This is a genomic window from Halorussus vallis (assembly GCF_024138165.1).
Taxonomy (GTDB): Archaea; Halobacteriota; Halobacteria; order Halobacteriales; family Haladaptataceae; genus Halorussus; species Halorussus vallis.
Genome location: NZ_CP100003.1, coordinates 82,303 through 107,034, shown reverse-complemented (window position 1 = coordinate 107,034; position 24,732 = coordinate 82,303). Strand labels below are relative to the sequence as shown.

Here is a 24,732-nt window from a genome sequence, read left to right as displayed (position 1 = left end):
TGAGACTATGGACCCGCTCGAACCATACACTACGGATGAGTTAGCACGCCGCCTCGAGACATCGAAAGGTCTCATTTGGTCGTTTCTGAACAAGCTCGTCGGCGAAGACAAAGTCCGGAAAAAAGAGCCCGAACCAAACCGGACGATCTGGATTCGAGAACCACCCGTCTACGAGTGTGAGAACTGTGGCTTCGAGTTTCAAGTCAAGTTTCTCCATCCAATCCTCTCTTCAGTCCGTCTGTGCCCTCGATGTGGAAAGCAGCTGGACTAGTACCGCTTCTCCACGCTTTTCACGATTGCCAGTAGGACGGCGTCAATAGCACCAGCACCGGAATGATTTCGATCCGTCCAACCCACATGAGGAACGTCATAACGAGCTTCGTCGACCGCGGGAACGGCTCGTAGCTTTCGAGTGGGCCTGCGATACCGAAGGCCGGTCCGATATTGAAGAACGTTGCTGCTGCAGCACTCATCGCCTCAAACTCAGAAACCGTTAATTGTACCCGAGAAGCGTCGAGCACGACGAAAATCGTCGCCAGGATGAAAAACACGAGACTCACGAGGGTGTACGCATAGATATCCCGAATCGTCTCTTCGTCGATGACGGATCCGCTCAGTCGGACTGGGCGAATCGCACTTGGACTAGCTGCCGTAAACAGGTCGCGCCGAAACGCCTTCACGACGACCAACCAGCGCAGCGTCTTGATCGAACAGGTCGTACTGCCAGCCATTCCACCAATGAACATACAGACGAACAGGAGGTGTTTGGGTCCCGCCGACCAGAGGTTGAAGTCCGTGCTCGCGTAGCCAGTGGTTGTGACGATTGAGACAACCTGGAAGATAGCGTGTCGAGCGATCTCTTCGAGACTCGTGTATGGCCCGCCGTTCGCGAACAGCATCCCGCCAACACCGAGGGAAAAGAACCCGAGGATCGCGACGTAGAACCGAAACTCGTCGCTGTTCCGGAGCCGGTCGAAGTTCCCTTGGAAGACGAAGTAGAGTAACACGAAACTGGTTGCACCGATTGCCATGAACGGAATAATCACCCACTGCACAGCAGGAGAGAAGGCAGCAATGCTGTCCCCCCGGGGTGAAAAGCCACTCGTCGCGATCGTCGTGAATGCGTGCGCAATCGCATTGTACAACGTCATCTCCGGTGCATATCCAACCAAGTGAAGCCCGTAGAGAACCGCCACCTGGAGCCCGGTCAGGCCGATATAGAGCTTCCAGAGAAGGGCGGCTGTTTCCGAAATCCGGGGGGTGAGTTTGTTGACGTCCTGTGTCTGGGTTTCGGTCTCCATGAGCTGTGCGCCACCGACGGACAGCTGGGAGAGGACTGCCGTCGCCAGCACGAGAATGCCGAGCCCACCGAGCCACTGAAGGACCGCTCGCCACATGAGGATGGCCCGTGAGTGGAGTTCGAAATTCACGATGACCGTCGCGCCGGTCGTCGTGATGCCGCTCATACTCTCGAAAAGCGCGTTCACAGGTTCTGCGAGAGTGCCTTCCCCAGCCAGCAGAAATGGGACGGCACCGACGAGCGCGATGCTCAACCACGTCAGCGAGACCATTAGAAACGCCTCGCGGGCACGGAGGTCACGCTCGTCGGTCAGCTGTTCGAGACCGAGTCCGAGGAGTGCTGTGCCAAGTATCGGGAGGACGAACGGGAGCAGTGCCGTTCCGTCGTAGAGAGCGATACCGAGTGGGAAGAGTAATGGCACCCACAGCCACTTGAGAATCGTTCCAACCAGTCGGCAGCTAACCCGCCAATCGACGCGAATCCTCATACGAGATCCATAACGGGAGAAAGGACATCTGTAGCCACAAAGAGAACGACGTGATCGCCGGGTTCGATGACGGTTTCGCCGCGGGGAACGATGAACTCCTGATCGCGAGTGACCGCTCCAATGACGACGTCGGATGGGAGTTCGGTAACGCTCTCGCGGATCGGTCGACCGGTGAGGACGCTTTCCTCGTCGACCTCGATCTCCAGCACCTCAGCTTGACGATCTTCGATGAGTGAGAGGTTTTCGACCTGGCCCTTCTGTGTAAAGCGGATGATCTCCTCTGCAGTCGCTTCACGTGGATTGATTGCGACGTCGATCCCGATCGCCTCAAATAAGCCGGCGTATTGCCCTTCCTCGACAACGGCGACTGTTCGTTGAACTCCAATATTCTGGGCGAGCAGCGAGACGAGGAGGTTCTTTTCGTCGCTGTCGGTCGCTGCGATGACTGCGTCCGCTCGATCGATCTGTTCCCCGACGAGGAAATCTGTATCTGTCGCATCGTGTTCCAACACGATTGTTCCGGGGAGGTCTTCGGCGAGTTCCCGACCACGGTCCGCATCTTGTTCGATTAGACGAGGTTCGATACCACGCTCTTCGAGTAGCTTAGCCGTGTGATATCCGATGTCGCTCCCACCAACGACGACAATATCGCGGGCCTCATCTGAAGATTCAGGTGAGGCAACCGTTCTCGAAAAGGATTGGACACTCTCTGGACTGCCGATGACGATCACCCTGTTCCCAGCTTCGATACGCGTCTGCCCACGAGCGATTACGACGTCGCCATCCTGAACAAGTGCAGCGAACGTGAGCGCCTCGAATTTATCCGCCTCTTCGACGGTCTGTCCCGCGATTTCACTTTCTGCTGTCACCTCGAACTCGGCCATCTGGACGAGTCCGCCAGCGAACGGGTCGACGTCGATTGCTGCTGGGAGCCCGACGACGCGGACGATATCATTCGCCGTGAGGAGATTCGTCGAGACCATGAAGTCGACGCCGAATGCATCCTCCGACTTTGTCCAAGTCTTGAAGAAGTTCGTATTTCGAGTCCTGGCAATAGTAAAGACGCCACCAACTGTTTTCGCGGTTCCACAGGTGACGAGGTTCGTCTCATCGTCGTCTGTACTGGCGATGAGCATGTCTGCTTCGGCGATGCCAGCGTTTTCGAGTGTCTCCAGCGAGGTCCCGTCACCCTCTATCGCTAAGATGTCGTTCGAATAGGTGAGTTCATCAACTTTCTCGGGGTCAACATCGATAACGATGACGTCGTGGCTCTCGGCGAGACTGACTGCGATATTGGAACCGACTTCACCAGCCCCAACTACGATTACACGCATTGGTTCTCCCTCAATGTACTCATTAGACGTGACTAAAGGGCGAACCCTACAAAAAAGTCGTTCTCGACATTCCGGGTCGAATCTTCTAAGGAAGGATGTTCTTGAAGAGTCTGAATCAACCCGAAGGACGCCACTCACCACCTAACTCATCGCGCTGATAATCGTTGTAATCCCCGTCCTCAAAGAGTGTCATACGACCGTCTTCCTCACTGAGCGTCACAGCCGCGACCACTTCTTCACGGACAGACACCTCGATTGCGCTCAAGTGCTTCGTTCCCATCCAGTCACCGTAGTCGATCGAGGTGTCTGCCGCCTCCGCTTCGTCGGAATTCGGACTTTTGATCCGGACCATCTGCTCTTGGACCGTTCCGTCCGTACTGACGACAACCGCGCCGTCGCGTGAATGGCCGACCGTTCGCGCTGCCTGGACGAATCCGTCGAGATTCTCCGTGACGACCCGACAGGTCTCGGTCGGCCAGACGTTCTCGCCCAGTGGGTCCGCATACGCGCCAGAATGCACCCCTGCCACGACCACGAAGTACAACCCCGGTCCCCGAACGTGCTCTTCGCCCCACCTCTCGAATTCGAGACTAATATCCTCGATCGCATATATGATGAAGTCAATGAGTTCACCAACTGTCGTGTACTCTACGCGCAACGGATCCGCATCCGGCTCGGACATTTATTCCTCCCCACCTTGCTCCATCGTGTTTGACTGCCCAGTCAGACGCTCGCGTAATATGTCGATCGACTGTTGAAGTCGCGACCGCACGTCTAGGTTCCGCTTGGCCATGATGACCGTGTTAGACGCTCGCATGGCGACCGTTTCCGGAATCGTGCCGAACAGGAACCGCTGGAACGCGCCTTCCCGCGTCGCGCCGATGATGGTGAGGTCGTGATCTGCACTCGCCTCAACCAAGGTCGCCACCACGTCTTCTCCTTCTAGGAGGGTTGTCTCGAATGCTCCACCGGTTTCGAACGCCTCGGTCGCCGAAGCGAGCAACGAGCGTGCCCGCTCGTATTCCGCGTCGGACGCGTCGGGGTCGATGACGTAGGCGGACGTCACTGTCGCGCCAGTTCCGCGGGCGAGCGCGGCGGCCGTTTCGGCTGCCAGTTCGGCGTGTGGGCCACCCGCCGTCGGTAACAGGATCGAATCGAGATCGCCGTCGGCTTCTATCCCGATCCGCTCGACGAAGACGTCACAGTCGGCTTCGGCGACAACACGATCGACGACAGAGCCGAGTACGACGTCACTATCGCTCGACCGGTCGCCACCCCATCCGACGAGGACGGCGTCGCTGCCGTGCTGGGCGACCGTGTTGATGATGGCGTCGGCGGCGTGGTGGCCAATCCTGATCGTCCCGCTGACGGGAACTCCCTCCTCCTCGGCGATATCCATCGCTTGGTCGAGGACGGCACGCTTCTCGCCGGTCCGTTCACGTCCACGCGAGAGCGGCGTCTGGTTGGGAACAGTGACCGCACTCATGACGAGCACTTCGCCGTCGTTTTCATTGGCGAGTGTCGTCGCAGTTCGCATTAACTGGGGTGCATTCCGTGGATTCGCAATCGGGACGACAATCTGATAGCCGTTACCAGGAGCCGTATATTCGGCGACAGCCGTCGGTGTCTCCTCCTCGAGTTGTTCGACTGACGGTGTCCGACTCTTCCAGGCGAACCAGATTCCCACGCCGATAACCTCCGCTAGAACCCCGAGTGCGACGGCGTACTGTCCGACCGTATCGGTGACGATGGTTCCGATGAGCACGAGGTTAGCGAGGACGGCAATCGCCGGGATGATCGGGACCAGCGGGACCCGGAAGCCACGGTTGATGTCAGGATACTTGCGACGGTTGACGACTAACGCGACGTTGACGACCGTGAGACCAGTGATCAACAGGAAATTAGCGAACTGTGCGAGCCCCTCGATCCCGAGGTGTATACCGAACAGCGGGCGGGAGCCACCGGTCTCGCCGAACAACACCGCGAACACGAAGATATACAGGAAGATGAGTCCCCCAGTCATGAGCACCGTCTTGTACGGCGTCCCCCAGTTCGGATGAATCGCCTCGAGGCTTCGTGGCAGGTGGTTCCGGCGACTCATTGCCAGTTTCACGCGCGACCCGGCCATGATCGTCGCATTTGCAGCCGACAGCATCGAGAACAGTGCCCCGACGATAATCACGTAGAACCCGGCGTTGTAGGGCAATCCGAGGAAGAACCGAGCCGCGTACCCCATCGATACCTCTCCATGGGTAGCGATGTATTCGGCGGCGTCCACGCCACCGAGATCAACATTCGCTGCGAGGAATTGAACGAAGGCATCACTGTTGACGGCGATGACGATCACCAGCACGACCAGCGTGTAGATGACCGTCACAATCCCCATGCTGAGATAGATCGCTTTCGGGATAGTGTCACCAGGGTCTTTGATTTCCTCGGCGTTGGTGGCGATCGCGGAGAAGCCGAAGAACGTGATGAACACGAGGGCACTGGTCAGGCCGATGTTGGCGAACTCGCTAATGTTCTCTGTGACTGACTGTTGGATGACCGCCGGATCCAGCGCCTGTAATCCACCGTAGAGAAACAACAGCAACAGCGCGACCTTCAGGCCGGTGACGATGATCTGGAACTGGTTGGATTCCTCTGTGCCGCGCATATTGACGAGCACAAGCAAAGAGAGAATGACGATTCCCGGGACCCAGAACGGAATTGCCTCGGGGATGCTCAGAGCGGGATAGATGAACCGGTAGAACCAGTCAGAGAACGCAGCGAGGTAGAAGGCGGCGCTCGCGGGATAGCCGAGAATCATCGTCCATCCCATGATGTAGGTGAGATTGTTGTCGAAGGTGTTAGCGGTGTACATGTATCCGCCCCCACTCTCCTGGTAGATGGAGGAGAATTCGGCGTAGGCGGCGGCGGTGAACGCGGCGACTATCGCAGCGATAAGAAACGAGAGGATAGCGACGGCACCGACCTTTTCGACGGCGAGGCCGGACAGAACGAAAATGCCAGCGGCAATCATCGTCCCCACGCCGATCGCCAGCGCGCCGAGGAGCCCGATTTCCGGATTGAGTTCTTCGGTTACGCTTTGCCCACCCCCTGCCTGAGTAGAAGACGAAATTGAATCATCGGCCATACTAGCGTGGCTGTATGCCAGTTATAAATAAGTAAATACTGCATCCTACGGCGACCAGAACGAGAGTCCACGCGACAATACCCCGACAACGCGACTGGCGATACTGTGATCAAGTCGGATGGCCCTATGAGAATCTCCGTAAGTCCCAGACGCATGAAGTGTCAGAGAGTGACAGAGTTCAACAACTCCTACGGCTCAGAACGAGATAGGATCACTGGCCTGGTATGCAAAGGAACTGGAGAATTGGGTTCCCACCTCGGTTGACCCGCGAAGAGAGCACTCATCGTTGCCGAGCAGCATACGGAATCGTTCTTGAGTCCCAACATAGTGCTCAAGCCAGGAGTCCAATACAGTTTGGCTGTCCAATTAGATGACTGGTAGGTCCTCCGACTTCTCCGAGAAAAGACGTTGTGGTCTGATACCAGTCAGGTCCTCACCGTCAATTGGTGAGGATACGAATTAATTCCGGATTATACTATGCTTGAGACCATTCGAAGCGCAGGAGGGAGGGTCACTCGAAGCAGTGCGCCACCGAATCCAAGACTGATGAATCCCATCAGGACTGCGAACTCTGACTTCTCGTCCTCGACCCCAACGAGGAAATGATACAGCAAGAACGAACCAGCACTCTGAACGACGAATAACCCCACAATTGCGCCTCCGATGACGAAGAATGGGTCAGATTCCAGTGATAATGGAGGATACGGTGGGTCGAACCACCCAGACATTTTTACAAATAGTCCAATAATGGTATACAGAATAAACCAGCTCCCAAAAAATATCATTCCTCGAACGCCGATATAGACGGAGAGCGCGAGATATCTCTCGAGGAGGGTTGCGATCTCAACGACTCTTGACCGGGGCGGTTCCATATCTGGTTGAGACTCCGCTTATCGAGACCGAATTCACATCCCGTGTTTAAAACAGCTTGTAACATCGAACAAGAGTATCGATGAGCGGTCCGTATGTATCTTGGACAGGATTGTGCTATTCGTCGAGAAACTCTGTCGTTAACTCGTCCATCTCGTCCATACTCTGCCGATTCAACGCCGATCGGACGAGGATTTCGCCCGCAATACTCTGCGGACTGATGACGGTGTCTGCCCCTGCCCGTTTTAGCTTCCCGATATTCTCACGGTTCGTCGCTGCAGCAACAATGTAACCCTCGGTGTTCAAATCTCGCGCGGTAAGGACGGAGAGCGCGTCTTCAGCATCGTTGTTCGTCGCGACGAGTATCGCTCGAGCTTCCTCGATATGCGCTTTCCGAAGGGTTTCCTCATCGCTGGGGTCGCCAGTCAGCACGTTGAAATCCCGCTCAGCGAGGTGTTGTGCGTTATCGCTGTCTGGCGTTATCACGAGAATCTCGGTTCCGTCTCGAATATCCTGCGAGAACTCCTCGAGGATTGCCTCGGTGAGGTCGCCATATCCGAGAATGAGGATGTGATTGCTGAGGAGTTCGAGCTGTGAGTCCGTCATTCGTCCGAGTGCACGGGATAGACGGGCTTCAATTGCAGGGCCTAGGACCGTCCCGAGTGCGAGTGCGAAGCTCGTGGTCCCGATCACGATAACCGACATCCCGAAGAGGCGGGCACTCTGGGTCGTCGGTGCAGCATCCCCGTACCCGACGGTGCTGGCAGTCACCAGCGTGTAGTAGAACGCATCAACCAGCGTGGTGATATTTGCAAATTCGTCTCGGAGTGCATAGGTCCCGACCGTCCCGTAGATCTGTGCACCGACAATCGCGGCCAAAGCCGTCAGTTGTGATATCGAAAACGAGAGTTCGCGGTCGAAGTGACGTCGGTTCGCCAGAACATTTGGAAGAGCGAGGAGTGAGAGGACAATTAGCGGGAACGACAGGGGACTGGACTGCATCAATCCCTGGAGCGCGGTGATCGGAAGCAGTACGACAGTCGAGTACCAAGCAACACGGAGCCCTCGACGCAGCCCGAACGCACTGATGAGAATGAGAAAACCAGTGAGCGCGCCCGTAAACCCCGCAGTGCGTTGAATCGCTGGTGGGATGAACTCTGCAAGTGGCCCAACGACACTCTGTGCTCCGATATTTGCGATACCTGTGAGGACTGAGAGGAGCGCTACCGCGAGTGTGAGTATAACTGTAAGCCGAGCTCCGTACTGACTCCACCGCGAGTACAGGGACATGAAGTACTGACTGATATGCAGAGACGTAATTTAAAGACTAAACTCGATGGCGTTACTCAGGGTACCACGACGAGTTCGATATCCAAATTCGCTCGGAGATAGCTCTCGATATCCACACTGACATCAAGCAGTTCGAGCAGTGAATCGACCCACTTCCTGCGGCGCGCTTCGCTAATGACTACGTGGGTAATCTCTTCACGACTCGCTTCTTCCAGGACTGCCTCTTCAATGAGAAAGCCATCACGAGTAATGTAGTCAGCCCGAACGTCTCCATACTCACGCTCAACGACAGTCCTGAGATCACGACGAGTCACGCGTTCATCGTCCGGATGCGAATTCAGATGTAGGACTGTCACCAACGCCATGGGATCGTCATCGATAAGCGAGAGTGCACGTTCCAGCGCACGCTTGTTCCGGTCGGTAAGAGGGAAACGGACCGGGATGAGGACGTTCATAGCTCCTCACTTAGCAGAGCGACGGCAAAACTATGGAGGTGCCTTCCTGACTGAGATATCGACTACTCACGATGGGGATAGAATTCTCGACCACAGCGGAGACATCGATAGTGTGAGACCCGCCAGCCTCCTCCCGTTGTATACCGTGGCCGGTACGAATCCTCGGCCCCACAGTCCGGGCAGATAGTCGGCGGTGTTCGGCGAGTACCCATACACACTCGGTGGTTCGGATAGATGCGAGAAAAGTGCTCGTATCACTGACCCGAAGGCCAATATGTATCTCCTGCGAATACCCGCTCAATGAAGGTCTTCGAAACCCAGCTTCCAGGCGTCGGTCGTCGCTATACTCTATCGTTCCCGACCGGTGGTGAGTTCGTCATCGTGGTGCATAACAACGGCCGTCGGGAGACCTACTGGCGAGAAGACGCCGATGGTGACAGTGAGCAACTGTTCGAAGCGACCGAGTCACAGGCCCGAAAAATCGCGGAGATATTCGATGGGACATATTTCCATCCGGTCGGGGAAGGCCTCGAGGACGCCTTTGAAGATGCTCGCATCAAGTGGATCGAAGTCGGGCAAACATCGCCAATTGCAAATCAGCCCATTCGCCAGACACAGCTCCGAAGTCGCACAGGAGTCTCGATTCTCGCAATCCAGCGCGGTGACCGGACAATATCGAATCCAGACCCGGACACCGACATTCAGGCCGGAGATATGCTCGTTGTGGTCGGGACTGATGAGGCATACGACGCCCTCGATGAACTCCTAACAGCGTAGCTGTCGAGCGAGCCGGCAAGAGAGACAACGCCTTTCATCTCTCCCGAAGTCAGGTAGCCCACTGTGGTCGAGTTCAATCTTCTCTTTACGGCCGGTGTCCTCCTCCTGTTGCTCGCGGGGGCAGGAGCGCTGGCACTTCGATACAAGCAGTCTGTTATTCCTGCGTACATCATCGTCGGAATTCTCATTGGTCCATACGCACCGTCGCTCGGCGGTATCTCGTTGACTCTCATAGACAGTCCAGATATCGTGAGACTGCTGGCTGACCTGGGTGTCGTCTTGCTTCTGTTTTTCGTGGGCCTCGAACTGAGCCTCGAACAGCTCTTCACGAACCGCATTAGATTCCTGCGTGCCGGTGCCGTCGATATCGGGATTAGTCTCCCACTCGGTATCGCTCTCGGGCTCGCATTCGGGTTTACCTGGCTAGAAGCAGGGTTCATCGCCCTGATCGTCTTCAACTCTTCGACGGTCATCATCGCGAAATCGCTCATCGATCTCGGGTGGATCGTAGATCCGGAGAGTCAGGCGATTCTCGGTGTTATTGTTATCGAGGATATCCTGACTGCTCTCGGATTCGCTCTTCTCTCTGTGTTCTTAGTTGGTGGCACGGATGCATCAACCGTTGTTCTCTCCATCGGTCAATCGATACTGTTTCTGCTCCTCCTGCTTGGCGCAGCGTATTACGGAGCAGGAATCCTCGAACGGCTCTTCGGCGTGGGCTCAACCGAAATCTTCGTCATCGGTGTCCTCGGTGTTGGAGCTATTGTCGCCGGTGCCGGGCTCATGGTGGGGGTCAGTGAAGCTGTTGCTGCGTTTCTCGTTGGGACTGCTTTCGGCCGAACGAGACACACAGATAGAATTGAACGGCTCATCGCGCCCACTCGGGATCTCTTCGCCGCGATGTTCTTTTTCGTGATCGGATTACAGACGAACCCGGCATTGTTGATGGCAACACTTGGATTCGTTCTCGTCGCAGTCGTTGTTACCACAAGCGGACAGCTCGTAAGTGGGTTCTTCGCTGGACGGGCGTACGGATTGGATCGTCATCGGTCAGTACGGGTTGGGTGTGCATTAGCGCCCCGCGGCGAGTTCTCGCTCGTCATCGCTGCGTTCCTCGTAACAGCAGGTACCACCTCTGCGCTTCGAGAGACGATCCCGGCGTTCACCGTTGGGTACGTTCTCCTAACGAGTATCATAGGGACGGTACTGATGCGGAACGCCGATCGCCTTTCGACAACACTTATACGCTCCCTCTTTCGTCAGTAACACCGTAGTTCTTCAACGTTTATATGCTGAACAAGATAACTCCAGGATGGAATGTCTGACCTGATCGTCAAAGCAGCTGTGAAGGATGCACTGTCGAAGCACAACGTGTCGGCAGATTTCTACGACGGCCTCAACGAAGAGGTCGCCGAACTGCTCGACGACGCCGCAGAGCGTGCTGAGGCCAACGATCGGAAGACGGTTCAGCCCCGCGACCTGTAGGCCTGCGTAACACAGCCGACCCATCACTCGAACGTAGCTTTTTGAGGTTCCTGGCAAGAGTTAGTAGACGGAGATGGCGGACGCACCGGAAACCGAACGGCAGGCGGTCGAACCCGATGCGAGAGAGGTCCTCACCGTGTCACAGCTGAACGACCGGATTGCATCTATCGTCGAGGAGATGCCTGCCCTCAACGGTGTCCGCGGTATTGGCGAAGTCACTGACCTCCACCAGAACAGTACGGCGCTCTACTTCACGCTCACCGACGGCGACGCTGAACTCCCCTGTATGATTTGGGCGAACCGCTACCGGGATATGGACGCCGAGCTCGAAGACGGCACCGAGGTCATCCTCGAGGGCGATATCGACTACTGGGTCGAAGGTGGGAAAATCGACCTCAAACCGTGGGAAGTGATCGTCGTCGGCGACGGCGACCAGGCGGCCGCAGTCGAGCGACTGCGAAGCGAACTCGAAGAGCGTGGCTGGTTCGACGACGAGCAGAAACAACAACCACCGGCGTTCCCGGAGCGGGTCGGCGTCGTCACTTCTCTCCGGGGGGACGCCCAGTACGACATCCAGAACGCGATCCACGAGCAGGACCCCACCGCCGATATCCTGGTGAAGGACGCGACTGTCCAGGGATCGGAGGCGCCGACGTCCATCGCGAACGGCATCCACCACCTCGACCGCTCCGAGGACGTCGACGCGATCATCGTCGGTCGCGGCGGCGGGAGTGATTCGAACCTCCAAGCCTTCAACACCGAGCGGGTCGCGGAGGCGATCTTCACCGCGAACACGCCGATCATCACCGCAATTGGGCACACTGATGACCAGCTAATCGCTGATCAGGTGGCGGATGTCGCGACGATCACGCCGACGGCCGCCGGCGAGTATATCGTGAGTTCTCGCGAGGAGTTCCTTGCGAGTGAGGTCGAACCGCTGGAGCAGCAACTCGAGGCTGCGTACGAAACTTTCCAGCAGGAGCACGAACACGAACAGGAACTCGTCGAAGCAGTCGACGAGGCGGCCGCACCTGAGGGGGTTCCGCCGATCTACTACAAGGCCGCAATCGCTGTGCTGCTGTTGCTGTTGTTGGTCATTACCGGACTGTGGCTGGGGGTGATCTGAGCGTGGCAAACGACCAAGAGATCCACGATCGGCTGAGCCGTGTCGAGGAAATCATTGAGCAGCTCGATGCGGACGAGTGTGACCTCGATGAAGGCACAAGGCTCCACGAGGAAGGTCAAGAGTTCTTGGCCGAGGTGCGAGAAATCCTCGACAACGGGCGTGGAGACGTCGTGGAACTCGAGTAGAGTGCCATACCAACCTTAACCAACAGTCAACCGCAGCTAACCCCATTGTTGGTTAATAGTCTCCTTGCAAGGTGAACGAGCTCTCCGATTATAATTTACTTTAGAATTTTGCGCCAGTTGGTAGCCAGAAAGCATATACCGATCTTCTAGCTATCGCACCACCATGGACCGGGGCTCAACCGGTGCATACCCACCCCGCACATATGATCACACGGGCAGTCACCATCGAAGACATCGATGATCTGTATCTGACGTGGAACAGCCATATCAACGGTTCCGCCCTCTATCGGCGCGCCCTCCGAGACGAGATGGAGCTTCGTGACGTCGACCCCGACGAGCTTCGAGATCTCTTCGAACGGGCCCGCGAACAGGGCTACACGAAAGACGAGATCGTCGACGAGACCAACCGCTACGCTGATCTGAAAGCACTCGTCGACGACGCAGAGGAGTAACCCGCTATGTCACAGGACAATACGCCCTCCGAGACGGCCCCGAATCGCGCCGAAAGTCAGCCGACAGCATCGAGTAGGCTTCCCAAGCAAGCTGTGTTCATCGTCGTCGTCCTGAGTCTGTTCGCTGTGGAACCCGCCGCCGCACAGACGAACGCCGTCTGTAGCGCAGACAACCTCCCCAGCATGATCGAGGGCTTCTTCCAGCTTACCACGGCGCTGGGTATTGTCGGCCTCGCGGTCGTGTGGCAGGCCGACTCCCTCATCGAGATGTTCACTATCACGCCCGAGCAGAAGAAGGGTCTCAAGCGTCACAAGCGGTCGGCGATGAAGTCTACGGTCGTTCTCGTCGCCCTTGGACCACTCTACACCGTTGCCGGGTCGATGATGAACCTCCCGCTGGCGCAGTGCGTCGACCTCGCCCCCTGGTAGGCGACTACCGCCCCCGTCGCAAGCCCCCATGAAACAACGAGAGCTCTCCGTGCTTATGGCCGCCCTGTTCGTGACGAGCCTAGTCACGGGTCTCGTTACTGCAAGCCCACCACGGCCAGGCACGGAGGGGAATGGACTCACTGCGAATGAATCAGCGACGCTGTGGTCTCGCGACGCGGACAACTACATCAGCCAGGAGGAGTACCAGCAGCGATACGGCGAGGACCGGTCCGCTGTTCATCAAGTAGCAAACGGGACGGATATCACGTTCAAACGGCCGCCGGAGACTGCGGCAACGTGGACGCGGAACGACTTCGAAGACCTCGACGCTGGCGGGGCAGATACGTCCATGCATCCGCCGCACGCGGACCTTGAGGACGGTGTCTTCATCGAGGATGCCCACGCCACCATCTTCGCGGTCCAACCCTCTACCCGAGGGCATCTGGAGTCCGGAGAGACACCGTTGTACATCGCGCCGAATGGGACGATGCGCGGATTCGTTGATTACCGGGTTCGCGTGCCCAACGGGAGTTCCTCCGGCAACACGACTATCTCGTGGTCGCTCACCGAGCACGAGATCGACGAGGTCCGATTGAAGAAGAACAGCGAGACCATCGCCGAGCGTGACGGGTCCCATACGCCTGCCCTCGACTACCAGATCGAGGACGACTGGAGCGCGAATCTCACGCTAGAAGCAGAGATCAGCGTTCGTCTGAAGAAGACCGTCAGGACCGACCTGGGTGACCGGACGGACGTCGACGTCACCTACCGGACGGAGTCACGCAACGTCTCCGATTCGATTGCCGTCGAGATTTACGATCTCTCGGCGTACCCCTACTACGCCGAGTACCCGAACGGCGACGCCGGCGTGGCCATCTTCCAGTCGCGGCCGTGGCAGGGGTACACCCTCACCAAGGACGGTGAGGCACGGGTTCGAGGCGTCTGGCGGTTCTACACGGCTCGGAACACCAACTGGGATACGCTCGTCCGGTCGAATCGGACCGACAGCGCCACCGTCGAGTCGGATGCGATTCCGGTCTATGTTCACGCGTACCCGTCGCGAATCGGCCCGAGGGCTGAACCAGTTCGCGATGGCCCAGAGATTATCGACACCTGGGGCACTGACCGACCGTCTCCGGTCGGCACTCTCGGCGAGAACATCAACATCGACATCGTCAACCAGTCGTACACGACGACGTACGGCGTCGCAGTTCGTGCCGAGACAGTCGACCGCGACGCGCTCCAGGTAGCGGGAATCGTGCGGGGTGTGAACGCCTCGATTGTGGCACCTGACGCTGGCTCTGAGCGGCAACTCCGGCGCAGTAATCTGACTGTTGAGGTTCTCCAGCAGAACGAAAGCCAAGCCACACTCCGCATCGAACTCCGGGACAACGATACCAGCGCACCAATCGTGCTCAGCGATCCCGACCGACGATATCCAATCGGCGGGAACACTCGCAACGGCTACATCACCGTCGCGGAGCAACGCGTCGAGACCAACGCCTCCGGGGTGGCGATCGTGACGATCGACGAGCCGGGTATCTACACGGCTCGGTACCACCCAGGCTCGTGGCTCGGGCACAACCCCGCGTATGTGAGTGCGACGGCAACTGCTCGGTGGCATCCACTCGGCACCATCGACGGTTGGTTCGCGTTCATTTTCGAGGTCGGCTGGCAGCTCATCCCGTTTATTGTGATGTTCTACGCCGGCAAGCAGCTCCTCCGAATGCTCGGTCCAGAAGACATCTTCCAACGGAACCCATAGTCCATGACTAGAAACCACCCACACATCAGTCGGCGAACTGCCCTCCAAACAGTCGCAGGTGCTGCCCTCGTGAGCGTCGCTGGCTGTCTGAACGACAATGGCGGCTCTGGAACACCTGGTGACGGAACGACCTCTCCAGATGGCAACGGCCCACTTACGCGTATCGCTGTCGAGGGGACAACACTCGTCGTCGAACTCTCCGAAGAGGCCGACGTCGACCAGGTCAACCTCATCCAACCGAACGGCGAGCTATTCGGGAAACGTGACGTAGCCGCAGGTGCTCAACAGGTCTCATTCGAGATCGGCACCGCGTATGCGCCCGGTGAGTATCGCGTACTCGCGTTGAAAGGCGAGGAGACAGTAGTTGAGACCACGACTGAACTCCGTCCAGAGATTCAGATACAGGATGTTGGACTCTATCGAAATAAACCAGATAAGCCGTGGGATGAAGTCTATGGTGAGAGCGAGACAGATAGGAAGAAAAATGGGGAGGCGTTTGTCACCGTAGAAAATACAGGTAGCGGTCCAGATGCTGCCGTCGAACTACGATTCTCTGGAGATGTCCCCAATCCAATTGAGAATCCGAGAGGCAGTGGAATATACGAAACTGAACAAGTTGTAATCGGCCCCGGGGAGACGACCGACCTGTTCAGTAGTTCGTTTCCGTTCGGCACAGAAACTGAGGACGGGATGGGCTGTTCCCCAGACGGGAATAGTGGCCAGTTTACTGTTATCGTTGAGACACGAGTCGGTGGAAATCAGGTCTCAAACACCTACAACGTTCAGTACACTGGTTCCGACGATATGACTGATTGTGAGGTCACTATCACTGAGGCATAGCGATGGTCGATCTCATTGATGTCGTCCTTGAGGGGATAAAGGGCGTCGTTGAGTGGTTCATCGGGCTGTTCATGGATGGTCTCAGATCAGGGTATGAGACTCTGACAGAGGGAATGTTCGGGACACCCACGCCAGAGACGAACGGGGCCTTTGTCTTCGGTGAACCGACCAATGCACCCTGGCCAGCGATTCACGATGCTCTCATCGGCGGCGAAATCATGCTGGTCGCCCTTTTGCTCCTCGTGATGAGCGTCCAGGGGCGTCACACGGTTCGAATCTTCAATATCGGAAGTGCCTACGAAGCCCGAAAAACGAAGAAGACGGCCTGGGTCGGAGCCTTTCTGATCATCACATGGTACTGGATTGGGACTCTCGCGCTCTATCTCGTCGACGGATTCACTATCGCCCTGATGCCGGAGCTTTCCTCGGTTACGGAGGCGATGCTTGGATTCTTGGAAGTATCTATCACAAACCCGGGACTGGGGCTATTGTTCGCCGTGATTGGTGGAATCTCGATGTGGGCGCTGGAGGCGCTGTTCTACATCCGGATGATTCTGCTCTATGTCTACCTGTACGGAATGCCGGTTGCATTTGCACTGGCCTACGGAAATATTCCGGTCGTATCCGATATCGCGATGGGGTTCTGCAAACGGTTTGTCCCGTTGGCTGTCCTCCCGCTCCCAGCAGCGATGGTCCTCAAGGGATACGATTTGATCTACGGCGGTGGAACGCTCACACCAGGAACAGCGTTCCTCAAATATCTCGTCGCGGCGTCCCTCCCGCTGGTCGCCCTCTACATCACGTGGAAGACGTTCAAATACGCGACCCCGTTGACGGCCAAAGTCGTCGGCGGTGCGACAAAAGGCGCAGCACTTGTCGGCGGTGTCGCCGCCGGTGGATACCTCGCTGGCGCCGGCGTCGCGACGACCGCCGCTCGGTGGGGGCCGAAGGCCGCCGCTGGCCACGCCGTCGCGCAAAAAGCGGCTGCCCGCGGTGGGCATGGAGGAAACGATGGCGGCACGCCGTCGTACCGTCGAACAGAGAATGACCCTGGTGGAGCGACAACGGAATCGGCGAGTGACGACCGTGGGATGGAGTTTGATCGAGGAATCCACTAACAATGTCAGCAGATCAAGACGCGGCCGCACGGCGCATCATGGATCAGTTCGGGGAGGAGAGTCGCATCCCGTATCTCAATATCGAGGAAGGTGACGTCGGTATGCTCATCGCCTTCCCCATTATTGGGCTGTTTATCGCGGGCCTCACCGGGATCGAATCACTAGCCCTCCCGTTCGTTGCTGGCGGGCTTGGCTTTGGCGTCGCCGTCATCTACGTCTCACCAACCCACCTGAATGCCTGGACGTGGACGAAAGATGTCTATCGGTACCTCAAACGGCCCCGGGTCACGTTCAGTGCGCCCGCCGAAGCCGACACGAGTACCAACGAGTCAGAGCGCAACGGGGGCGGACTCGCGAACTACACGCCGTTCAAGCCGGACGAGCGAACGCAGGACCTCACGAACATCAAGCGAGCGTGGCCGGGCGCTGGTGCCATCCAGCGTGAAGACGGCGCGATGGAGGCATTCATCGAGATCGATCCAGCCAACATGGACTTCGCGATGTCCGACGACTGGGCGCAACTCCAAGAGGCAGGCGAAGAATTCGCTAACAAAGAGCTGGACTCGAAGCTCAAACTCCACGCGACAACCCGTTCATTTCCGGTGGAGCAGATCACCGAGACCATCGAGGACCGACTCACTGACGAAGACGTCACGGAGAACCCGATCTTCCGGGAACTCCTCGAAGAATACCGGGAGACCCGTCCGAAGGAGATGCGTGACCGGGGCATCCAGCAGGTCCGGTACTACATCGGCGTTGAAGTCAGCCCGATAGAGGTGTACGACCGCTTCCGCGACGAGGGAACGCCTGCCGAGAAGCTGACCCAGTTCCCCGTCATCGGGTTCCTGTTCAACCCGTTCGTCACCCGCCGCGAGGACCTCACCGACGTCGAGCGCCGTGCCCAGATGTTCGAGAAACTCGACAGTCGCGTCAACGACGTTCGCTCCGAGTTCATACAGCAGGCGTCGGGGTGGTCCGCACGCCGGCTCAGCACGGTTGAGCTGTTCGTCCTGAATATGGACTTCTGGAACGGACGCGAACACGACTACGACGAGGCAGAACGTGTTGTTCGCGACCAATCGATCATCGGCCACTCGCGCCGGGAGGACCCACACGATGCGTAACGTGATCCTCCAGACAGGTGGTGGCGCGCTTGGCCCCGCCGCCGGGTGGCTCCAGAACCTGACACCAGCAGAGGGTGCAGTACTTGCCCTCGTAGTGGGTCTCGTCCTCGGCGTCGGCAGCAAACATCTCTGGGACCGCTTCACTGCGGATGATGAACCAGACGTGGACTTTACGGATGTCCTCGACGAGGAGACACTCAAAGAAGGCGAGGCTGAACGCCAACTCCTCGATGATATCTCCGAGTCGCACAAGACCGTCACCGCGCCCGGAGCTGTCGAGTGGGAAACACGAGCTGCACGGGTCGGCGAGCAGTGGACGACGACGCTGTACATCGCTAACTATGCCGACTATCCCAACGACGGGTATCTGAGCGACCTCTTCGAGCTGACTGATGTCGAGTTCGACCTCACCGCCCACATCACGCCGAAAAATCAGGAGCGAGCCCGGAACGAACTGCAGGACATCGCTGACGACCTCCAGGTCGACGCTGATCTCGAACAGAGTATCCGGAGCGCCTATCTCCAAGAGCGCGCCAACGATGCCGCAGCGACGTACAAGGCCGTCGAGAACGGCGCGAACGTCTTCGACCAAGGGATGTTCGTCACGGTTCGCGCTGACGACAAGGACGACCTCAGGGACTCCGTCCAGACGGTCAAGAGTGCTCTCCGCGATGATCCAGCGAACCTCACGCCGAAGACCGCGATCTGTCGCCAGGACCTTGCCCTCCAGTCCGCCGCACCCATCGGCGACAACGAATTCGGTCGCGAATCCATCGCCCTCGGTGGAGCCGTTGGCGCACTGCTCGCGTCGCCGCATAACGCGACTATCCTCGAGGAGGGCGGCGTCGAGTTCGGGATTCACAAGGACAACCAGAGCCCCGTCGTCATCGATCCCTTCTCCCGAGACAACGGCTACGCGATGTTCACCGTCGGCGACACGGGCTCCGGAAAATCGTTCAGCTCCAAACAAAACTTCATCCGCTCCATCGAGCAGAGCAAGGACCGCATCGGCATCATCCTCGAACCGCTGAACAACTGGGCTGGCGTCGCGGAAGCCCTCGACGCCAAGCGGATCACGGTTGGCGGGACACTCGGACTCAATCCGCTGGAGATTCGGGAAACGCCCGAACACGTCCAGCGGGCGATGGGTGAGGACGCGAGCCCGTTCAACGAGAAGCTCGACGACGCGATGAGCTTCCTTACGAACTTCTTCGCGCTCCGTGGTATCTCACTGGGAGACCGCCGCACCACGCTCGAACTCGCCCTCAAACGTGCCTACCAGCGCAAGGGTATCACCGACGACATCTCTACGCACGACAACCCGAGTCCGACCATCCGGGACATGATGGACGTCTTCGAGGACATGGTCGACGAGCCCGAGGAGTTCGTCGTCCGGTCCGACGAGGAGGCAGGGAAGATCAAGGACGACGCGACGTGGTTGCTCGATCAGCTCCGTCCCTTCGAAGATGAAGGGCGGCACGCCAATCTTGGTCAGGCGTCGGACTTCGACATCCGGGACGAGAAGGTCATTTACCTCGATCTCGCCCAGCAGGAGGGGAGCGTCGACAGCAGCACGGCGCTGACGATGCAGCTGCTGATCTCGCTGGTGTACGAGCGAGCGAAGGTCTCAGACAAGGAGGTCGTGTTCTACATCGACGAGGCACGGTACATCATGCAGGACGCCGCCAGTCTGGCGTTCCTCGAAACGGTGTTCCGGCATCACCGCCACCACGATCTCTCGATCCGCCTGGTCACCCAGACCGTCGACGAGTTCTTCGAACACGCCGAATCCGAGGCGATCCTCGACCAGTGTGCGGTCAAGCAGTTCCACCGCCTCGACGGGATGGACAAAGAGTGGGCCGACGAGTTCGGGCTGAACTACGCGCAGATGCGGTTCGTCCAAGATGCCGTCCCCGGAAACGAAGATGCGGGCTTCTCCGAGGCACTGGTCGGCGTCGACGGCGAGTGGCGCGGCATCAAGGTCAAAGCGATGCCCAAGGAGAAGGAGGTTATCGACTTCGAGCCAACCGAGCAACGGCGAGCCTCGCTCCCCGGTACTGGCGAGAATGCTGTGGACGCGGACGTGCAGGCGTTCCAGGACGATATTGAAAGCCGAGCGACCGACAACGGACAACTCACACCTGAGCGGACGCCAACAGAGACAGATGGTGGCGCTGCGGGAGGTGGCGACGATGCGTGAGTACCTTCGCGTGACGCCAACCTCCGAACGCCTCAATCCGGAGCGTCTACCGCAGGCACTGGAAAGTCTTCACAAACTGACCTCAGCGGACTCGGCAGGGCTAGTTGACAAACTCAATCCTCTGCATAGCGAAACACCGCTACGATTCGAATTCCTCGCGCTGAGCGAGGGTGCAGACGACCCCGTCGAATTCTACTACGGTGCCGACGACCATCTGGATACCCTGGAGAAACGACTCCGGTCGATCTATCCAGAGACGTTCGACATCGAGCGTTCCGAGATCGACATCGCATCCCGACTCGTACAGCCTGTCGAATTCGACCGAGAGACATTCGTCGATCACTATGAATCGGACGAGCTCACGTACGAGTTCGGTTCTGACGAGCTATACGAACGTGGCACTGACGACAACAGTCAAGCGGAGCCAGCAGACGCCGAATCAGTCGCGGATGGAGGGACGGTCGACGATCAGTCTGCCGACCATATCATCGAGTTCGGCGATACTGCCCTCGAACTCGCTTCACCAGATGCGATTCCCGAGGATGAGCCACTCACGACGCTTGCCAAACCAACGGTAACATCAGGTGGGACGATACTTGCCCGGCCAGCGACCGAGACCGTCTCCCCACTCGGCGTGCGGTGGCAGGGGTCGGCCGCTCGAAAGCAGGACTGGATGACCTCACTCTCGCCATTCACCGCCGACGACGAAGCTGAACTCTCAGCCGTCGATCAGCCAGGTGGTGCGCTCGCGTCGCTCGTCGACCATCTGATGGAGGCGACAGCACCAGTGGCGTTCCAAGTCGTCTTCCAGCGACGCGAGAGCTGGCAGTCCGATGCCGATCTTCGCAAGGAGGACGTCATCGACGGTCGAGACACACTCGCCCAGGAGATTATTGGCTCCCTCTTCGAACTCGACGATCAGTCGGAGAGCCGGGATAGAAACCAGCTTAGCGACGCGGTTGCAAAACGTGTCGCGGCAATCGAGGCGAAAAATCCGAAGCGGTCGTTCACCGCGAACATCCGAGCAATCGGGATTCCATCCGGTGACGACGGTCACGATGATCTCGATGAGCGAATGCAATCACTTGTCCCGGTATTCGACCCGCTTGACGGGCCGTACTACCAGGTTGCGGCCGAACGGTTACGCGACAGCGGCTTCCGGGCAGCCACGAAAGAACGGAACGCACGAGCGGCGCTTCAGCGGCTCTTGGATCGTGAGATCACGACCGGCCGTGGGACGACCCGACCGGAGTTCGTCCTGAGTGGCCGAGAACTCGCGAACTTCGTACTCGTCCCCTCCTCGGAACAGCTTACTGTCGAGGGGACACGTGGGACGCGTGCGGAACAGCAGAGTCGGAATCCGTTGCCCCGTCCTCACCAGGACCTCATGAGTGAGTTCCGAGACGGAATGGCAATCGGGTATGCCCTCGACGACACCGGCGAGGCCGAAGACGTGCCGACACACATTCCACCCGGACTGCTGCCCACTCATTACGGCCGGTTCGGAACAACCGGCTCTGGGAAGTCGAAAGCCCTCATCAACGATCTGCTGTCGCTGTACGACAACACCGAGGGGCCGACGATCCTCATCATCCCAAAGAACGACGATATGGCCCAGAATTATATGCGAGCTCACGCGCGTCGGTTCGGAATGACCGACCTCGAAGAGAACGTCGTCCACTTCCCGATCCCGGACGTACTCCCCGGGTTCTCGTTTTTCGATCTCGAACCGTCGATGGAGAGCGGACGGCGCCGCGAAGACGCCGTCCAACGGAAGGCCGACCACTACGAAGAGATTTTGAAGCTCGTGATGGGAACCGACCGCTACGAGCGGGCGACTGTGGCCCCGACTCTCATCAAGACACTCATCAAGACACTATTCGACGAGGAATACGGGCGTGAAAACGGGCTGTACCGAGCGTCGACGGACTACTTCGCCCACCGACAGCTCGAACACGTCGTCGACCAGCTCTGGGAGGCCGGGCCACCGAACGAGAACATCGGCGACGCCCCACGGTCGAGCGACGAGGAAGTCACGCGGACGATTCGACGGCAGCTCCAGTTAGATTCGAACACCTTCGCGAACGTGATGGGCGGTGTCGGAAACCGCCTTGCATACATCTCACAGGATACGCACCTACGGCAGATCTTCAATAATACCGAGAACCAGTTCGACTTTCGGGATGTCCTCGACGAGGATACGGTCATCCTCTTCGACCTCGGAGACCTCCGCGATGACGCCGCCCGGATTATGACCGGTGTGATCCTGACCAATCTCGATGCAGCCCTCAAGGACCGCAAACAAGCGCTCTCCGAGCACCCGGACGACTATGTCGTGAACTTGCTCGTCGACGAGGCAGCGTCAGTCGTGGTCTCCGACATCATGAACGATCTCCTCGAGAAAGGGCGGGGCTTTCGCCTCTCTGTTGGTCTGTCGATGCAGTTCCCCGAACAGATGGAGGCCGAAGGCGGACGGAAGATCTACCTGAACGCTCTGAACAACATCGGCAGTTCGCTCATCGGGAAAATCAACGTCGACCGGGAACTGGCGCGAGCGATGGCCCACGAAGAAATGGACCCCGCGGATTTCGCCAATCGGATTCGTTCGTTACCGCGCGGAGAGTGGATCGCTAGCCTGCCAAGCCCGACGTTCGGTGAAACTGGGCCGTATCCGTTCAGTCTCGAACCACTCCCGATTCCACCGGGCCACCCCGAGAGCGAATCCCCACTCACTGAGCGTGAAGAGGAGCAGTTCACTGAGACGCTCTCCTCGATGCACGAGCACATCAGTGACGAACACGGCGTGCCGGCTGCAACAGACGCCTCAACAACGAGACCACCTACCGACGGACACGAGGTGCTCGATATCGGGAGTGACGATCTGGACGTCGCGATTGCGAAGGTGGTTCGGAGTCTTCAGCTTCGAGAGGGCTGCCGTGAAGAGAACGGCTGGGTGGCTGTCGAAGCAGTTGACGACGAACTCAGACGGCTCTTCGACGACGTCGACGCCGAGCCGCCATCGTATGATGCACTCGCGGACATTCGAGAACGATCACGATACCTCGATACGACCGTCGATATCGACGCCGACGAGCTCCGCATCCGGCTCACTGAAGCCGGAGAAGAGGTCTCGACACCCGATACTGGTAGCGTGCAGGCCGCCGGTGGGAGTGCCCACGACGCAGCACTCCTCCAGATCGAAGAAGAGCTCACCGCACTCGGCTTCACTGTCTCGATCCTCGCACAGGATGGCAGCGAGAAACCTGACGCGAGGGCGAGCCACCCCGACGTTGCCGATCGATTCGCCATCGAAGTCGAAACGACAACACCCGAAAATCCCGCAAAGGTACTCACGAACCTCCGGAAGGCCCAAGAGGCAGGGGATATCCCGCTGTTTGTCGTTCGACCAGGAAACGACGAAACTGAGTGGGCCGAGCGTGTCAACGGCATTCTCACACCACCCGTTCGCACCCTCCAGAATAGCGAGACGCGGTTCTACACGACTGACTCGAATCTCACGTTCAACGGCGGAGCAATCGAAGAAGGTGGGGTGACGGCCGTGCGACCGGCGACCGACGACGAGAACGGGACCCAGAACATCTGGCAGCGTGATGGCGACGAGATTGTCCTTCGTGATGCCAGCGGGACGGAACACATCCGCCTCCCGTCGCTTGGAAAACTCTCGAAAGATCGTGTTCCAGCCATCTACAGCTACGATCACGCTGCCGACGAGTACGTCGTATATGAGCACGGTGAGCAACACATCTACGAGACGAAATCGGCGTTCGAGGACGACTGGGTGCGTGTCAAGAAGCCATTCGTCCCCGAAGCCGAACTCCAGACACCCGATTATAGCCCCACGTCGTACGCTATCGTCATTCTCCCTGAGGAAGGCAACCCGATCGTGTACGATACTGACGGTACGTACTCGATGGACACCTTACTCGATATCGTCACCACAAGTGAGTGCGAAGAAACGACAGGAGAACAGGCTGACCATATCCAGCAGGCACCTCAGCCATCGATTGATAATATTGCTGATGATCCAGAGGCGGTTGTTGAGCGATTCGCAGAGACACACCTCGTCGAAGACCCGCAAAGCAGAGTAGCCGCCGGAGATGTCTACGAAATTTACGAACAGTGGGCTGAAGCTCACGGGATTGATACAGATAGCAAACCCTGGTTCGGTCGTCGCCTCGGGAACTATGTCACGTTCGAGCGGAACACAGACAGTGAGAACGGCGACTCTGTTCGATACTACGAGGGGCTTGCACTCAAATCAGAATAGAGCTGGAGGTGAATACAATGCAATCCACACTCAGCGCCAAATATATCGTAAATGCAAATTTGAGTTTGCAT

General features: G+C 58.1%; 20 protein-coding genes. 13 read left to right on the top strand and 7 right to left on the bottom strand.

What is annotated here, in order from left to right:
- Positions 1–290 precede the first annotated feature (290 nt).
- From NGM07_RS24200 to NGM07_RS24170, 7 genes are all read right to left on the bottom strand, one after another.
- Positions 291–1,787, bottom strand: coding sequence for a TrkH family potassium uptake protein (locus tag NGM07_RS24200; protein ID WP_253521655.1), 1,497 nt, complete (start codon positions 1,785–1,787; stop codon positions 291–293).
- The gene (gene trkA, locus NGM07_RS24195) at positions 1,784–3,121 is read right to left on the bottom strand and encodes a Trk system potassium transporter TrkA (protein WP_253521654.1); all 1,338 of its coding nucleotides are present in this window, start codon (positions 3,119–3,121) and stop codon (positions 1,784–1,786) included. Before trkA ends, NGM07_RS24200 begins: the two co-directional genes overlap by 4 nt.
- A 115-nt stretch (positions 3,122–3,236) precedes the next feature.
- The gene (locus tag NGM07_RS24190; protein ID WP_253521651.1) at positions 3,237–3,803 is read right to left on the bottom strand and encodes a diadenylate cyclase; all 567 of its coding nucleotides are present in this window, start codon (positions 3,801–3,803) and stop codon (positions 3,237–3,239) included.
- Positions 3,804–6,257 carry an amino acid permease gene (locus NGM07_RS24185; protein WP_248653090.1) on the bottom strand — a complete coding sequence of 818 codons (2,454 nt, stop codon included), beginning with the start codon at positions 6,255–6,257 and terminating at the stop codon, positions 3,804–3,806.
- Positions 6,258–6,727: 470 nt separating this feature from the next.
- Positions 6,728–7,129, bottom strand: coding sequence for a hypothetical protein (locus NGM07_RS24180; RefSeq protein ID WP_248653091.1), 402 nt, complete (start codon positions 7,127–7,129; stop codon positions 6,728–6,730).
- A gap of 115 nt (positions 7,130–7,244) precedes the next feature.
- The gene (locus NGM07_RS24175) at positions 7,245–8,417 is read right to left on the bottom strand and encodes an NAD-binding protein (RefSeq protein WP_248653092.1); all 1,173 of its coding nucleotides are present in this window, start codon (positions 8,415–8,417) and stop codon (positions 7,245–7,247) included.
- A gap of 56 nt (positions 8,418–8,473) precedes the next feature.
- Positions 8,474–8,872 (bottom strand): universal stress protein, encoded by a 399-nt coding sequence (locus NGM07_RS24170; RefSeq protein ID WP_253521648.1) that lies wholly within the window; start codon positions 8,870–8,872, stop codon positions 8,474–8,476.
- 300 nt (positions 8,873–9,172) lie between these two features.
- On the opposite strand from NGM07_RS24170, the gene NGM07_RS24165 reads away from it, so the two are divergent.
- The 13 genes from NGM07_RS24165 (at position 9,173) to NGM07_RS24105 (ending at position 24,661) form a co-directional block, all read left to right on the top strand.
- On the top strand, positions 9,173–9,649 hold the full coding sequence (locus NGM07_RS24165; RefSeq protein ID WP_248653094.1) for a cation:proton antiporter regulatory subunit: 477 nt from the start codon (positions 9,173–9,175) through the stop codon (positions 9,647–9,649).
- 63 nt (positions 9,650–9,712) lie between these two features.
- Positions 9,713–10,915, top strand: a complete 1,203-nt coding sequence (locus NGM07_RS24160) for a cation:proton antiporter (RefSeq protein ID WP_248653095.1) — start codon at positions 9,713–9,715, stop codon at positions 10,913–10,915.
- A gap of 51 nt (positions 10,916–10,966) precedes the next feature.
- On the top strand, positions 10,967–11,134 hold the full coding sequence (locus tag NGM07_RS24155; protein WP_248653096.1) for a DUF1931 domain-containing protein: 168 nt from the start codon (positions 10,967–10,969) through the stop codon (positions 11,132–11,134).
- 73 nt (positions 11,135–11,207) lie between these two features.
- Complete coding sequence (gene xseA / locus NGM07_RS24150) at positions 11,208–12,260, top strand: exodeoxyribonuclease VII large subunit (protein ID WP_248653097.1); 1,053 nt, start codon at positions 11,208–11,210, stop codon at positions 12,258–12,260.
- A 2-nt stretch (positions 12,261–12,262) separates the two neighbouring features.
- A complete protein-coding gene (gene xseB, locus NGM07_RS24145; RefSeq protein WP_248653098.1) occupies positions 12,263–12,445 on the top strand; it encodes an exodeoxyribonuclease VII small subunit in 183 nt (60 codons plus the stop codon).
- Between the two features lie 203 nt (positions 12,446–12,648).
- Positions 12,649–12,897 carry a hypothetical protein gene (locus NGM07_RS24140; RefSeq protein WP_049987855.1) on the top strand — a complete coding sequence of 83 codons (249 nt, stop codon included), beginning with the start codon at positions 12,649–12,651 and terminating at the stop codon, positions 12,895–12,897.
- Between the two features lie 6 nt (positions 12,898–12,903).
- Entirely contained in the window at positions 12,904–13,326 is a 423-nt protein-coding gene (locus NGM07_RS24135; protein WP_253521645.1) for a DUF7985 family protein, read from the top strand.
- 28 nt (positions 13,327–13,354) lie between these two features.
- A complete protein-coding gene (locus tag NGM07_RS24130; protein ID WP_253521642.1) occupies positions 13,355–15,091 on the top strand; it encodes a DUF8186 domain-containing protein in 1,737 nt (578 codons plus the stop codon).
- A gap of 3 nt (positions 15,092–15,094) precedes the next feature.
- Complete coding sequence (locus NGM07_RS24125) at positions 15,095–15,931, top strand: hypothetical protein (protein ID WP_253521639.1); 837 nt, start codon at positions 15,095–15,097, stop codon at positions 15,929–15,931.
- Between the two features lie 2 nt (positions 15,932–15,933).
- The gene (locus NGM07_RS24120) at positions 15,934–17,049 is read left to right on the top strand and encodes a TrbL/VirB6 family protein (protein WP_253521636.1); all 1,116 of its coding nucleotides are present in this window, start codon (positions 15,934–15,936) and stop codon (positions 17,047–17,049) included.
- A gap of 2 nt (positions 17,050–17,051) precedes the next feature.
- Complete coding sequence (locus NGM07_RS24115; protein WP_253521634.1) at positions 17,052–18,173, top strand: TraC-like domain-containing protein; 1,122 nt, start codon at positions 17,052–17,054, stop codon at positions 18,171–18,173.
- Entirely contained in the window at positions 18,166–20,373 is a 2,208-nt protein-coding gene (locus NGM07_RS24110) for a VirB4 family type IV secretion system protein (RefSeq protein WP_253521745.1), read from the top strand. The genes NGM07_RS24115 and NGM07_RS24110 overlap by 8 nt, the downstream gene beginning before the upstream one ends.
- Positions 20,339–24,661, top strand: coding sequence for a type IV secretory system conjugative DNA transfer family protein (locus NGM07_RS24105; protein ID WP_253521739.1), 4,323 nt, complete (start codon positions 20,339–20,341; stop codon positions 24,659–24,661). The genes NGM07_RS24110 and NGM07_RS24105 overlap by 35 nt, the downstream gene beginning before the upstream one ends.
- Positions 24,662–24,732 lie beyond the last annotated feature (71 nt).

What these genes read in the sequence shown, in the direction of transcription:
- xseA (WP_248653097.1), top strand. Translation starts at nt 11,208, where the DNA reads ATGGCGGACGCACCGGAAACCGAACGGCAGGCGGTCGAACCCGATGCG.
- NGM07_RS24155 (WP_248653096.1), top strand. Translation starts at nt 10,967, where the DNA reads ATGTCTGACCTGATCGTCAAAGCAGCTGTGAAGGATGCACTGTCGAAG.
- NGM07_RS24125 (WP_253521639.1), top strand. Translation starts at nt 15,095, where the DNA reads ATGACTAGAAACCACCCACACATCAGTCGGCGAACTGCCCTCCAAACA.
- NGM07_RS24200 (WP_253521655.1), bottom strand. Translation starts at nt 1,787, where the DNA reads ATGAGGATTCGCGTCGATTGGCGGGTTAGCTGCCGACTGGTTGGAACG.
- NGM07_RS24140 (WP_049987855.1), top strand. Translation starts at nt 12,649, where the DNA reads ATGATCACACGGGCAGTCACCATCGAAGACATCGATGATCTGTATCTG.
- trkA (WP_253521654.1), bottom strand. Translation starts at nt 3,121, where the DNA reads ATGCGTGTAATCGTAGTTGGGGCTGGTGAAGTCGGTTCCAATATCGCA.
- NGM07_RS24105 (WP_253521739.1), top strand. Translation starts at nt 20,339, where the DNA reads ATGGTGGCGCTGCGGGAGGTGGCGACGATGCGTGAGTACCTTCGCGTG.
- NGM07_RS24135 (WP_253521645.1), top strand. Translation starts at nt 12,904, where the DNA reads ATGTCACAGGACAATACGCCCTCCGAGACGGCCCCGAATCGCGCCGAA.
- NGM07_RS24165 (WP_248653094.1), top strand. Translation starts at nt 9,173, where the DNA reads ATGAAGGTCTTCGAAACCCAGCTTCCAGGCGTCGGTCGTCGCTATACT.
- NGM07_RS24180 (WP_248653091.1), bottom strand. Translation starts at nt 7,129, where the DNA reads ATGGAACCGCCCCGGTCAAGAGTCGTTGAGATCGCAACCCTCCTCGAG.
- NGM07_RS24130 (WP_253521642.1), top strand. Translation starts at nt 13,355, where the DNA reads ATGAAACAACGAGAGCTCTCCGTGCTTATGGCCGCCCTGTTCGTGACG.
- NGM07_RS24190 (WP_253521651.1), bottom strand. Translation starts at nt 3,803, where the DNA reads ATGTCCGAGCCGGATGCGGATCCGTTGCGCGTAGAGTACACGACAGTT.
- NGM07_RS24170 (WP_253521648.1), bottom strand. Translation starts at nt 8,872, where the DNA reads ATGAACGTCCTCATCCCGGTCCGTTTCCCTCTTACCGACCGGAACAAG.
- NGM07_RS24110 (WP_253521745.1), top strand. Translation starts at nt 18,166, where the DNA reads ATGCGTAACGTGATCCTCCAGACAGGTGGTGGCGCGCTTGGCCCCGCC.
- NGM07_RS24175 (WP_248653092.1), bottom strand. Translation starts at nt 8,417, where the DNA reads ATGTCCCTGTACTCGCGGTGGAGTCAGTACGGAGCTCGGCTTACAGTT.
- NGM07_RS24120 (WP_253521636.1), top strand. Translation starts at nt 15,934, where the DNA reads ATGGTCGATCTCATTGATGTCGTCCTTGAGGGGATAAAGGGCGTCGTT.
- NGM07_RS24185 (WP_248653090.1), bottom strand. Translation starts at nt 6,257, where the DNA reads ATGGCCGATGATTCAATTTCGTCTTCTACTCAGGCAGGGGGTGGGCAA.
- NGM07_RS24115 (WP_253521634.1), top strand. Translation starts at nt 17,052, where the DNA reads ATGTCAGCAGATCAAGACGCGGCCGCACGGCGCATCATGGATCAGTTC.